This window comes from Streptomyces sp. ISL-43 (genome assembly GCF_018614195.1).
Classification (GTDB): Bacteria; Actinomycetota; Actinomycetes; order Streptomycetales; family Streptomycetaceae; genus Streptomyces.
In genome coordinates, this window is the sequence record NZ_JAGGOT010000010.1 from 73274 (window position 1) to 85053 (window position 11780).

Genomic DNA, 11780 nt, shown 5'->3' on the forward strand with positions numbered 1-11780 from the left:
GGCCCTGCCGCGTTAGAGGGCCCTGCCGCGTCCGGGCCAGCCCATACCCTGGAGGCATGAACACGAAGCGCGCGGCCGCCGAGCGGGGCCGGGTCCAAGGGCTGCCGGAATGGGACCGCTGCGGGGTCATGGGCGTCGTCAACGTCACGCCCGACTCCTTCTCCGACGGCGGCCGCTGGTTCGACACGACCGCGGCCGTCAAGCGCGGCCTCGACCTCGCCGCCCAGGGCGCCGACCTCGTGGACGTCGGCGGTGAGTCCACCCGCCCCGGCGCCTCCCGCGTCGACGAGGAGGAGGAGCTGCGCCGGGTGGTCCCCGTCGTCCGGGGCCTCGCCTCCGAGGGCGTCGTCGTCTCCGTCGACACCATGCGCGCCTCCGTCGCCGCGCAGGCCGTCGCCGCCGGCGCGGCGCTCGTCAACGACGTCAGCGGCGGGCTCGCCGACCCCGGCATGATCCCGGCCGTGGCCGCCGCCGAGGTGCCGTTCGTCGTCATGCACTGGCGCGGCTTCAGCGACGGCATGAACAGCCTCGCCGTCTACGACGACGTCCTCGCCGAGGTCACCGCCGAACTGCGGACCCGCATCGACGCGGTCGTCTCCGGCGGTGTCGCCCCCGAGCGGCTCCTCGTCGACCCGGGTCTGGGCTTCGCGAAGAACGCCGAACACGACCTGGCCCTGGTCGCCCACCTGCCCGAGCTGCGCGCGCTGGGCTTCCCGCTGCTGGTCGCCGCCTCGCGGAAGCGTTTCCTCGGCCGGGTGCTGGCCGGCGCCGCCGGCGCCTCCCCGCCGCCCGCCCGCGAACGCGACGCCGCCACCGCGGCCGTCTCCACGATCGCCGCACAACAGGGCGCCTGGGCTGTCCGGGTGCACGAAGTACGGGCGAGCGCGGACGCGGTTCGGGTGGCCCGTGCCGTGGAAGGGGCACTGCGTACCCGCAACGACGAGGAAGGGGCCCGGTGAGCCAAAGCGACATCGAAGCCGTCGAAGAGGTCAACACGGCCTTCTACGAGGCCATGGAGCGGGGGGACTTCGACGCTCTGTCGGCGCTCTGGCTCGAAGACGAGATCTCCTGCGTGCACCCGGGCTGGCCGGTGCTCTCGGGACGCGGCGAGGTGCTGCGCTCGTACGCGCTGATCATGTCCCACACCGAGTACATCCAGTTCTTCCTGACCGACACCAAGGTCGCCGTCATAGCCGACACCGCCCTGGTGACCTGTACGGAGAACATCCTCAGTGGCGGGCCCGCCGAGGACGGCGGGGAGCTGGGCCCGCTCGTCGGCCAGCTCGTCGTCGCGACGAATGTGTTCCGACGCACACCGGAGGGCTGGCGGCTCTGGTCGCACCACGGTTCTCCCGTGCTCACGGACTCCGACGAGGACGACGAGGAGGAGCCCTCCTGACCCCTCCGTCGGGGCCCGGAGTATTTCGCAGGTAAATTCGAAGATGGACGACGCCGACCGCACTCGGCTTTGGCCCATGGATCCGGGGAGTCCCGGACCGGAAGAACCTACGAAAAGCAGGAGTGATTCGCGTGGATCGTGTCGCGCTGCGCGGCCTCAAGGCTCGCGGGCACCATGGCGTCTTCCCCCGGGAACGCGAGGAAGGCCAGACCTTCATCGTCGACCTGGTGCTGCACCTCGACACCCGCCCCGCGGCGGCCGGCGACGACTTGGCGAAGACCGTGCACTACGGGGTCGTCGCCGAGGAGGTCGTCGACGTGGTCCAGGGCGAGCCCGTGGACCTGATCGAGACCCTCGCCGAGCGGATCGCCCAACAGTGCCTCAAGCACGAGGCGGTCGCCCAGGTGGAGGTCGTCGTCCACAAGCCGGACGCGCCCATCACCGTCCCCTTCGACGACGTGACCATCACGATCACCCGGAGCCGCGCATGAACAACGGAATGAACGCCCAGAGCGACCCCACAGTCCAGCCCGTACCCGCCTCCGTGGTCGAAGCCGTCGACGCGGCGGACGTCACGCTGTCCAACCCCAAATGGGCCGTCATCGCGCTCGGCGCGAACCTGGGCAACCGGCTGGAGACCCTGCAGGGCGCCATCGACGCCCTCGGGGACACCCCCGGGCTGCGGGTCAAGGCCGTCTCCCCCGTGTACGAGACCGAGCCGTGGGGCGTGGACCCGGGCTCGCAGCCCTCGTACCTCAACGCCGTCGTCTCGGTGAAGACCACCCTGCCCCCCAGCTCGCTGCTGGAGCGCGGCCAGGCCATCGAGGAAGCCTTCGACCGCGTCCGCGAGGAGCGCTGGGGACCCCGCACGATCGACGTCGACGTCATCGCGTACGCCGACGTGGTCTCCGCCGACCCGGTCCTCACCCTGCCGCACCCGCGCGCCCACCAGCGCGCCTTCGTGCTGGCCCCCTGGAACGACATCGACGCCGAGGCCGCGCTCCCGGGTCACGGGACGGTCGCCGATCTGCTGGCCGGGGTCGGCCTCGCGGGTCTCACCCTCCGAGGCGACCTGGAACTGCGCCTCCCCGAGTAGCGGCCCGCCCCCGCGGGGTGAAACACGACGCCTGCCCTCGCCCGGGGAGCCGAAGACTTAGGATCACCGGGGGACGCACAGAAAGCGGGGAACAGGCACGTGAAGCAACTGAGGCCGGCGGTTCTGGCGGGTATTTTCGCGATCGCCGGAGTGCTTTCCTGGGCCGGCGCCCGGCTGTGGAACTCCTACGGCTCGCTCCCGGGCGTCCCGCTCGCCGCCCCCATCGTGCTCGGCGCCATCGCGGTGGTCCTGCTGGCGACGGCCCTGTCGCTGCGCGCCCGCCTGAAGGCGCAGCGCGAGCGGATGCCGGGCGCCAAGGGCGTGGAGCCGCTGATGGCGGCCCGCGCGGTGGTCTTCGGCCAGTCCAGCGCCCTGGTCGCGGCCCTGGTCGCGGGCGCGTACGGCGGCGTCGGCGTGTTCCTGCTGACGGACGCCCTCGACGTCCCGGCCCGCCGCGACCAGGCCTGGTACGCCGGCTTCTCGGTCCTGGCGGGCGCCGCGGTCGTCGCGGCCGCCCTCTTCCTCGAACACGTCCTGAAGCTCCCGGACGACGAGGACCCCGACCACCAGGCCACCGCCCGGGCCTGAACGGCCCGGGCGGCAGCGGCAGGTCTCAGCGGAGGGCGGGATCCATGGAGTGGCGCGGCCCCAGCCACTCCCAGAGCCGCAGCGGCGCCGGCCCCCGGTCCTCCCAGTCACAGAACTGCAGGTCGAACATGACACCGCGGCCCGCGAGGACGGTCACCTCGCCGTCGTAGCCGCCCTCCGCGTTGAAGAGGGACGCGCCGGCGACCGAGTCCACGCTCTGCTCCATCGGCACGGCCGCCACGGCGTCCCCGTCGACGCTCAGGTACACGCACGGACACGGGCAGTCGCTCTTGTTCATCCGCGTGTGCGGGATCTGCGCCCGAAAGCCCCGCTGCGCCTCTGAATCCCCGTCGAACAAGAGCTCCAGGACCCGCCGGACCTCCTCGCTCAACGGCTCCCAGACGTCCTCGTCCCCGTCTCCGGCAGCGCCCGCTGCCGCGTCCTCCCCCACGGCCATCAGGTCAGCGCGCCATGATGAGGCTCATCGCCTCGTTGCGGGTGGCGGGGTCGCGCAGCTGGCCGCGGACGGCCGAGGTGATGGTCTTCGCCCCGGGCTTGCGGACACCTCGCATGGTCATGCACATGTGCTCGCACTCGATGACCACGATGACCCCGCGCGGGTCCAGGATCTCCATGACCGACTCGGCGATCTGGGTCGTCAGACGCTCCTGCACCTGGGGGCGGCGGGCGTAGACGTCCACGAGGCGGGCCAGCTTCGACAGGCCGGTGATCTTGCCGTCGATGGACGGGATGTAGCCGACGTGCGCCACGCCGTGGAAGGGCACCAGGTGGTGCTCGCACGTGCTCATGACCTCGATGTCCTTGACCAGGACCATCTCGTCGTGGCCGAGGTCGAAGGTCGTCGTCAGGACGTCCGCCGGCTTCTGGTACAGGCCGGCGAATATCTCCTTGTACGCCCGCGCCACCCGGCCCGGGGTCGCCAGCAGGCCCTCGCGGTCGGGGTCCTCGCCGACCGCGATCAGGAGTTCGCGGACGGCCGCCTCGGCGCGCTTCTCGTCGAACTCGCCGATCGTGCCCTCGCCACCGGTCAGGGTCACTGGGTCGGTCATCTGCTCCTCGTTCCTGTGTTCGCTCGCGGCCGTGCAAAAGTGCCGCGCCCCCCAGGCTAGAACCTGGGGGGCGCGGCATCCATTCCGGGAGGGTCGGTCGTCCACCGGCTACTCGGAACGCTCCTCCGAGGAGGGCTCCGGGGACTTCTCCACGGACACGGCCGACGAGGCCGAGGCCGCCGACGTACCGTTCGCCGCGTTCGTCAGCTGGAGCTCCTTGGGAGAGAGCACCGGCGGACGGGTCGACGGGGTGCGGTGCGAGGAGCCGGTCCACGCCGGGCGGGCCGGGCGCTTCACGATCGTCGAGAAGACCTCGGCGATCTGCTCCTTGTTGAGCGTCTCCTTCTCCAGCAGCGCGAGAACGAGATTGTCGAGCACGTCGCGGTTCTCGACCAGGATTTCCCAGGCCTCGTTGTGCGCGGTCTCGATGAGCTTCTTGACCTCTTCGTCGACCAGTGCCGCGACCTCTTCCGAGTAGTCCCTCGGGTGCGACATCTCGCGGCCCAGGAACGGCTCGGTGTTGTCTCCGCCGAACTTGATCGCGCCGAGGCGCTCGGTCATGCCGTACTGGGTGACCATCGCGCGGGCCGTTGCCGTGGCCTTCTCGATGTCGTTCGCGGCGCCCGTGGTCGGGTCGTGGAAGACCAGCTCCTCGGCCGCGCGCCCGCCCAGCATGTACGCCAGCTGGTCGAGCATCTCGTTGCGCGTGGTCGAGTACTTGTCCTCGTCGGGCAGGACCATGGTGTAGCCCAGGGCCCGGCCGCGGGACAGGATCGTGATCTTGTGGACCGGGTCGGAGTTCGGGGAGGCCGCCGCGACCAGGGCGTGTCCGCCCTCGTGGTACGCGGTGATCTTCTTTTCCCGGTCCGACATGATCCGGGTCCGCTTCTGCGGACCCGCCACGACGCGGTCGATCGCCTCGTCCAGTGCGTGGTTGTCGATCAGCTTCTTGTCCATACGGGCGGTCAGCAGGGCCGCTTCGTTCAGGACGTTGGAGAGATCGGCACCGGTGAAGCCGGGCGTACGACGGGCAACCGCGCCCAGGTCGACGTCCGGGGTGACCGGCTTGCCCTTCTGGTGGACCTTGAGGATCTCCAGACGGCCCTGCATGTCCGGGCGGTCGACCGCGATCTGGCGGTCGAAGCGGCCGGGGCGCAGGAGGGCCGGGTCGAGGATGTCCGGACGGTTCGTGGCGGCGATCAGGATGACGCCGCCCTTCACGTCGAAGCCGTCCATCTCGACCAGCAGCTGGTTGAGGGTCTGCTCGCGCTCGTCGTGACCGCCGCCGAGACCCGCACCGCGGTGCCGGCCGACGGCGTCGATCTCGTCGACGAAGACGATCGCCGGGGCGTTGGCCTTGGCCTGTTCGAACAGGTCGCGGACACGCGAGGCACCGACACCGACGAACATCTCGACGAAGTCGGAACCGGAGATCGAGTAGAAGGGGACACCGGCCTCGCCCGCGACGGCACGCGCCAGCAGGGTCTTGCCGGTGCCGGGCGGGCCGTACAGCAGCACGCCCTTGGGGATCTTGGCGCCGACGGCCTGGAACTTCGCCGGCTCCTGGAGGAATTCCTTGATCTCGTGGAGTTCCTCGACGGCCTCGTCCGCGCCCGCGACATCCGCGAACGTCGTCTTCGGGGTGTCCTTGGTGATGAGCTTGGCCTTGGACTTCCCGAACTGCATGACCCGGGAGCCGCCACCCTGCATCTGGTTCATCAGGAACAGGAAGACGACGACGATGAGCACGAAGGGCAGCAGCGAGAGCAGCACGCTGAGGAACGGGCTGGTCTTGTCCGGTGCGACGGAGTACCCGTCGGGGATCTGACCGGCTTCGTACTTGGTCTGGAGGTTCTGGGCGAGCTGGACGCCCTGGTCTCCGATGTAGTTGGCCTGGAACTTGGCGCCGGAGTTGTCTCCGAGCTTCTGGTCCTTCTTGAGGTCGATCTTGATCATCTGGCTGTCGCCGGTGGTCAGGCGCGCCTGCTGCACCTGGCCACTGTTGATCGCCTTGATGACCTCGCTCGTGTCCACCGACTTGTAGCCGCCGCCGGAGCCGACGACATTCATCAACACGACCACGGCGAGGACGGCCAGCACGATCCACATGACCGGCCCACGGAAGTATCGCTTCACGTCCATCCATACGGGGCGCTAGGCACCCCGTCCCTCCTGCCCGTAGGTAAATGCTGCTCTGAGTAAAGACTGTTCTTCGGAATGTACCCCTGTATTGTCACCCGCTGCCTCATGGGACGGCTGACAGACCTGCCTTTCCATGCTCCAACGGCGGGAAGCGCTCCAGGGTTCCCCTGACCGGACAGTTGGTCCGGGTGGATCAGCCGCCGTAGACGTGGGGCGCGAGCGTGCCGACGAACGGCAGGTTGCGGTACTTCTCCGCGTAGTCCAGGCCGTAGCCCACGACGAACTCGTTCGGGATGTCGAAGCCGACCCACTTCACGTCGATCGCGACCTTCGCGGCGTCGGGCTTGCGCAGCAGCGTGACGACCTCCAGGGAGGCCGGCTGGCGGGAGCCCAGGTTCGACAGCAGCCAGGACAGGGTCAGACCCGAGTCGATGATGTCCTCGACGATCAGGACGTGCTTGTCCTTGATGTCGGTGTCCAGGTCCTTGAGGATCCGGACCACGCCCGAGGACTGGGTCCCGGCGCCGTAGGAGGACACCGCCATCCAGTCCATGGTGAGCGGGGTGGACAAGGCACGCGCCAGGTCCGCCATCACCATCACCGCGCCCTTGAGGACGCCGACGATGAGCAGGTCCTTGCCCGCGTACTCCGCGTCGATCTTCGCGGCCAGCTCGGCCAGCTTCGCGTCGATCTCTTCCTTGGTGATGAGCACCGACTGGAGGTCGCTGCCCATGTCCTTCTCGTCCACCCGCATCACTTTCGTTGTCGGCTGGGGCTCCGGGGAGTGACCCCGGAGGACTCAGCCGTGTTTCAGCACCAATCAGCCCTGCCGGATGACCAGTCTGCCACCCTGCCGCTGGGCCTCGACCCGGCCGGGCAGGTTGATGGCACCTTGGCCGCGCCAACCGGTGATGAGCCGGTCGACTTCCTCGATGTGGCGGGCGAAGAGGGAGCCTGCGGGGGACCCCGCCGCGACGACGGCCCGGCGCAGCACCCGGCGGCGGACGGCGGGGGGCAGCGCGTACAGCTTGGCGCACTCCAGGCGGCCGTCCTCGTCCCGTACGCCGCTCTCCGCCTCGGCGGCCCAGGCGTCCAGGGCGTCGGCGTCGTCGCGGGAGAGCTGGGCGGTGCGGGCGAGCGCCTCCACGACTCCCTTGCCGAGCGCCTTCTCCAGGGCGGGCAGTCCCTCGTGGCGCAGCCGGGAGCGGGTGTAGGCGGGGTCGATGTTGTGCGGGTCGTCCCAGACGGCCAGGGACTGGACCATGCAGGCCTTGCGGGCGGTCTGCCGGTCCACCTGGAGGAACGGCCTGCGGTAGCGGTGACTGCGGCCGCGGGAACCGGGGTCGCCCGGACCGCCCGACACCTCCGCCATGCCGGACAGCGAGCGGATGCCGGAGCCGCGGGCGAGGCCCAGCAAAACGGTTTCGGCTTGGTCGTCGCGGGTGTGGCCGAGCAGCACGGCCACGGCTCCCAGCCGGTCGGCGGCCTCGTCCAGGGCCGCGTAGCGGGCATCGCGGGCGGCGGCCTCGGGCCCGCCGTCGCGGCCGACGCGCACGGCGACGGACTCGACCGGATCGAGGCACAGCGCGGTCATGCGGGAGACGACCTCGGCCGCGCGCAGGTCGGATCCGGCCTGGAGCCCGTGGTCGACGGTGATGCCGCCGGCCCGGATTCCGAGTTTGGGGGCCTCGAAGGCGAGGGCGGAGGCGAGCGCCATGGAGTCGGCGCCGCCGGAGCAGGCGACGAGGACGAGCGGGGCGCCGTCGGGGAGGACGTGGTGGGGGGCGGGTCCGTAAGGAGCTCCGGGGGCGCCCGGGGGGCGGCCGGGGCGACCCACGCGGGGAGAGGGTGCGGGTCGGTCGGTGAGATCGGTGAGGACGTCGTGGAGTGCGCGGCGGACCGCCAGGCGTATCGCCGCGACCGCAGGATGGGGACCCATGTCCGGTGCCCTTCGGTGGAGTTCGGATGCCTCGGAGGCGCTTGGGAGGCGTTGGGGGAGGGTGGTGCGCCGGGGTGCTGCCCGGCCACCCCCACTGACGGGGGTTGTCACTCAGAGTGCGATGATGGTGACAGAACCGAGCCGTTCCCTGAGCATTGCACGCCCTTCCACGCCCCACGGTCCCTCGGACGGGTGATGCTGTTTCCCCCAGAGGGACATCTTCACGCCTCTCGGGTCACACCTCTTCGCTCGCCTCGCTCTGCTCGCTCCCCTTGCGGTGGACCCGGGCCACCCAGTCGGCGGGCTTGGCGATCTCCGCCTTGGTCGGCAGGGTGTTCGGCGAGGTCCACACCCGGTTGAAGCCGTCCATGCCGACCTGGCCGACGACGGCGCGCACGAACCGCTCCCCGTCCCGGTACTGGCGCAGCTTCGCGTCGAGGCCGAGGAGCTTGCGCAGGGCGGCGTCGAGGCGGCCCGCGCCGCTGGCCCGGCGCTGCTGGAACTTCTCCCGGATCTCGGCGACCGAGGGCACCACCTCGGGCCCGACCCCGTCCATGACGAAGTCGGCGTGGCCCTCCAGCAGGGACATGGCGGCCGTGAGCCTGGCCAGCACCTCGCGCTGCTCGGGGGTCTGGACGAGCTCGACGAGGGAGCGTCCCTCGTCACCGCGCTCGGCGTCGGGGCGGGCCCCGGCGAAGGACTGGGCGGCCTCGCGCAGCCGCTCCAGCACGGTCGCCGGGTCGACCTCGGTGGCGCCCAGGAACGTCTGGATTTCGCCCTCGAGGTGCTCGCGGAGCCACGGGACGGCCGTGAACTGGGTACGGTGCGTCTCCTCGTGCAGGCAGACCCAGAGCCGGAAGTCGTGCGGATCGACCTCCAGCTCCCGCTCGACGTGCACGATGTTCGGCGCGACGAGCAGCAGCCGGCCGCCGGTGGCCGAGCCCGGCAGGTCGAGCGCGGCGGGCGCGAAGGTCTCGTACTGGCCGAGGACCCGGGAGGCCAGGAAGCTGAGCAGCATCCCCAGCTCCACGCCGGTGACCTTGCCGCCGAACGCGCCGAGGACGGCGCCGCCGGGGGTGCCGGCGCGGCGCTCCTGCATCTTGCCGAGCAGCGGTGCCAGGAGTTCGCGGAAGCCGGCCACATTGGCCTTCACCCAGCCGGCCCGGTCCACGACGAGGACGGGGGTGTCGGGCGGGGCCGAGCCCTCCGGCATCATCCGGGTGAACTCGCGCACGTGCCGTTCGGAGGTCTTGGCGTGCCTGCGCAGCTCCGCGACGACGGCCCGCGCCTCGTCCCGGCTGACCTCCGGGCCGGGCCGTACCAGCCGGGTCGCGGTCGCCACCGCGAGGTTCCAGTCGACCAGCTCCGCACCACTGATGCTCGTCATGCGTCAACCGTACGTGGACCCGCCCGCGGACGGGATCCCTATGACCCCCCGGCCACGGCTGCCGCGAGCTTGTCGAGGCCCTTCTCTGCGGCTCCCGCGTCGGTGGTGTTCGCCGTCAGGAACGCGAAGGCCAGCAGTCGGCCGGAGGGGTCGACGACGGTGCCGGCGAGGGAGTTCACGCCGCTCAGGGTGCCCGTCTTGGCCCGGAGCAGTCCGGCCGCCGGGGAGCTGCCGGCGTTGCGGGTGCGCAGGGTCCCGGTGAATCCGGCGACGGGCAGTCCGGTGAGGACGGGCCGCAGCTCGGGCCGCTGCGGATCGGCGGCCTTGGCCAGGAGGGCGGTCAGCAGACCGGCGCTGACCTTGTCGGCGCGGTTGAGCCCGCTGCCGTCGGCGAGGTGGGAGCCGGAGGTGTCGACGCCGAGCGAGGCGAGCTTGGCGCCGAGCGTCTTCTCGACGCCTTCGAAGCTCGCGGGCGCTCCGGAGGCCAGCGCGGTCTGGCGGGCCAGCGCCTCGGCGATGTCGTTGTCGCTGTAGGTCAGCATCCGCTCGACGAGCCCGGCGAGCGGCGGCGACAGGGTCGCGGCGAGCGGTACTGCGCCCGCGGCGGCCTTGGCCATGGCGGGCTCGCCGGTCACCTTCACCCCGCGTTCGGCCAGCAGGGCGGCGAAGGCGCGGGCGGTGTCCCGGGAGGGGTCGTCACTGCGCTTGACGGTTCCGGAGAAGGACTCGTCGGGGCGGCCCTCGTCGGCCGTCAGGGCCGTGACCGGGGCGATGTTGTCGTTGACGCCGATCGGGTGGCGCACGGGGCCGGCGTAGAGGGAGTCGTCGTAGCCGAGGGCGACGCTGTCGGTGCCGGCGGCCTTGAGTGCCTGGGCGGTGTCGGCGGCCAGTGCGACGAGGCTGCCGCCGGAGCCGGCGGGGGCCTTCTTCTTGGCGGTGAGCGAGGGGTCGCCGCCGCCGACCAGGATGATCTTGCCGGGGGCGGCGCCGGGGTTAACGGTGGTGCGGATCCGGTGCTCGGGGCCGAGCGCGGCGAGCGCGGCCGCCGCGGTGGCGATCTTGACGGTGGAGGCGGGGGTCATGGCCTCCCTGGATCCGGACTCGTACAGGACCTGCCCGGTGCCGGTGTCGACCACCGAGGCCGCGCGGACGGTTCCCAGGGCGCGGTCCGCGAGCAGCGGACGCAGCGCCGCGGCGAGGGACCCGGAATCCACCGCCTCGGCCCGGCTGCCCGTGGCGGCCGCGCCGGACGGTACGCCGGCCAGCACACCGGGTGCGCTGGGGGCCGCCTGGGGCAGCCCACCGGCCCCGTCACCACCGTGATCTGCGCCACCCGTACGGCCCCAAGAGGCGGCCTCGTCCCGCTCGGCCTTACGCTGGCCGGAGTCCCATGGACCCGCGGCGGCCACCGCCGCGGCCGACAGGGCGAGGCCGGCGACGGCCGACACCGCGATGAGCTGCCAGGTCTTGACCAATGGCACCTCGGACCAGCCCCTTTCGCGATCACACATATGCGTGAGGGACACTTAACCATTGCGTCTTGCCGCGAGCATGGCACCCCACCCGGCAGGGCTGGGTCGGCCGCGCACGCAGGTGAATCAAACGCAGTCTCGAAGCAATGAAGCTGATCATGGAGGAGCAGGACGTGGAGTTCGACGTCACCATCGAGATCCCCAAGGGTTCGCGGAACAAGTACGAGGTGGACCACGAGACCGGCCGGATCCGCCTGGACCGTCGCCTCTTCACCTCGACCAGCTACCCGGCCGACTACGGCTTCGTCGAGAACACCCTCGGCGAGGACGGCGACCCGCTGGACGCGCTGGTCATCCTGGACGAGCCCACCTTCCCGGGCTGCCTGATCAAGTGCCGCGCGATCGGCATGTTCAACATGACGGACGAGGCGGGCGGCGACGCCAAGCTGCTCTGCGTGCCGGCCTCCGACCCGCGTGTCGAGCACCTGCGCGACATCCACCACGTGTCCGAGTTCGACCGCCTGGAGATCCAGCACTTCTTCGAGGTCTACAAGGACCTGGAGCCGGGCAAGTCGGTCGAGGGCGCGAACTGGGTCGGCCGCACCGAGGCCGAGGCCGAGATCGAGGCTTCGTACAAGCGCCTCGAGGCGCAGGGCGGCCACCACTAGGTTCTGCCTGGTGACACGC

Annotated in this window: 13 protein-coding genes; 6 read left to right on the forward strand and 7 right to left on the reverse strand. The window is 71.1% G+C overall.

Features of this window, described 5'->3' with window-relative positions:
• Positions 1-56 precede the first annotated feature (56 nt).
• The 5 genes from folP to J7F03_RS06180 all read left to right on the forward strand — a co-directional run bounded on the left by folP (position 57) and on the right by J7F03_RS06180 (position 3083).
• Positions 57-959: a dihydropteroate synthase gene (gene folP, locus J7F03_RS06160; protein ID WP_214947627.1), complete on the forward strand. Its 903-nt coding sequence runs from the start codon at positions 57-59 to the stop codon at positions 957-959.
• A complete protein-coding gene (locus tag J7F03_RS06165) occupies positions 956-1399 on the forward strand; it encodes a nuclear transport factor 2 family protein (protein WP_214947628.1) in 444 nt (147 codons plus the stop codon). Before folP ends, J7F03_RS06165 begins: the two co-directional genes overlap by 4 nt.
• A gap of 131 nt (positions 1400-1530) precedes the next feature.
• Positions 1531-1890 carry a dihydroneopterin aldolase gene (folB, locus tag J7F03_RS06170; RefSeq protein WP_030010912.1) on the forward strand — a complete coding sequence of 120 codons (360 nt, stop codon included), beginning with the start codon at positions 1531-1533 and terminating at the stop codon, positions 1888-1890.
• Positions 1887-2495 (forward strand): 2-amino-4-hydroxy-6-hydroxymethyldihydropteridine diphosphokinase, encoded by a 609-nt coding sequence (gene folK / locus J7F03_RS06175; RefSeq protein WP_214947629.1) that lies wholly within the window; start codon positions 1887-1889, stop codon positions 2493-2495. The genes folB and folK overlap by 4 nt, the downstream gene beginning before the upstream one ends.
• A 99-nt stretch (positions 2496-2594) precedes the next feature.
• On the forward strand, positions 2595-3083 hold the full coding sequence (locus J7F03_RS06180; RefSeq protein ID WP_214947630.1) for a DUF3180 domain-containing protein: 489 nt from the start codon (positions 2595-2597) through the stop codon (positions 3081-3083).
• A gap of 25 nt (positions 3084-3108) precedes the next feature.
• On the opposite strand, the gene J7F03_RS06185 is transcribed toward J7F03_RS06180, so the two are convergent.
• The 7 genes from J7F03_RS06185 to dacB all read right to left on the reverse strand — a co-directional run bounded on the left by J7F03_RS06185 (position 3109) and on the right by dacB (position 11102).
• Positions 3109-3540 carry a hypothetical protein gene (locus J7F03_RS06185; protein WP_214947631.1) on the reverse strand — a complete coding sequence of 144 codons (432 nt, stop codon included), beginning with the start codon at positions 3538-3540 and terminating at the stop codon, positions 3109-3111.
• A 4-nt stretch (positions 3541-3544) separates the two neighbouring features.
• Positions 3545-4153, reverse strand: coding sequence for a GTP cyclohydrolase I FolE (gene folE / locus J7F03_RS06190; protein ID WP_214947632.1), 609 nt, complete (start codon positions 4151-4153; stop codon positions 3545-3547).
• A gap of 108 nt (positions 4154-4261) precedes the next feature.
• Positions 4262-6295: an ATP-dependent zinc metalloprotease FtsH gene (ftsH, locus tag J7F03_RS06195; protein WP_214947633.1), complete on the reverse strand. Its 2034-nt coding sequence runs from the start codon at positions 6293-6295 to the stop codon at positions 4262-4264.
• A gap of 193 nt (positions 6296-6488) precedes the next feature.
• The gene (gene hpt / locus J7F03_RS06200) at positions 6489-7049 is read right to left on the reverse strand and encodes a hypoxanthine phosphoribosyltransferase (RefSeq protein WP_030158549.1); all 561 of its coding nucleotides are present in this window, start codon (positions 7047-7049) and stop codon (positions 6489-6491) included.
• A 66-nt stretch (positions 7050-7115) separates the two neighbouring features.
• The gene (tilS, locus tag J7F03_RS06205; protein ID WP_214947634.1) at positions 7116-8234 is read right to left on the reverse strand and encodes a tRNA lysidine(34) synthetase TilS; all 1119 of its coding nucleotides are present in this window, start codon (positions 8232-8234) and stop codon (positions 7116-7118) included.
• 235 nt (positions 8235-8469) lie between these two features.
• On the reverse strand, positions 8470-9621 hold the full coding sequence (locus J7F03_RS06210) for a zinc-dependent metalloprotease (protein ID WP_214947635.1): 1152 nt from the start codon (positions 9619-9621) through the stop codon (positions 8470-8472).
• A gap of 38 nt (positions 9622-9659) precedes the next feature.
• Positions 9660-11102 carry a D-alanyl-D-alanine carboxypeptidase/D-alanyl-D-alanine-endopeptidase gene (gene dacB / locus J7F03_RS06215; RefSeq protein WP_308379151.1) on the reverse strand — a complete coding sequence of 481 codons (1443 nt, stop codon included), beginning with the start codon at positions 11100-11102 and terminating at the stop codon, positions 9660-9662.
• A 164-nt stretch (positions 11103-11266) separates the two neighbouring features.
• Here dacB and J7F03_RS06220 point away from each other — a divergent pair, with 164 nt between their 5' ends.
• The gene (locus tag J7F03_RS06220; protein ID WP_214947725.1) at positions 11267-11761 is read left to right on the forward strand and encodes an inorganic diphosphatase; all 495 of its coding nucleotides are present in this window, start codon (positions 11267-11269) and stop codon (positions 11759-11761) included.
• Positions 11762-11780 lie beyond the last annotated feature (19 nt).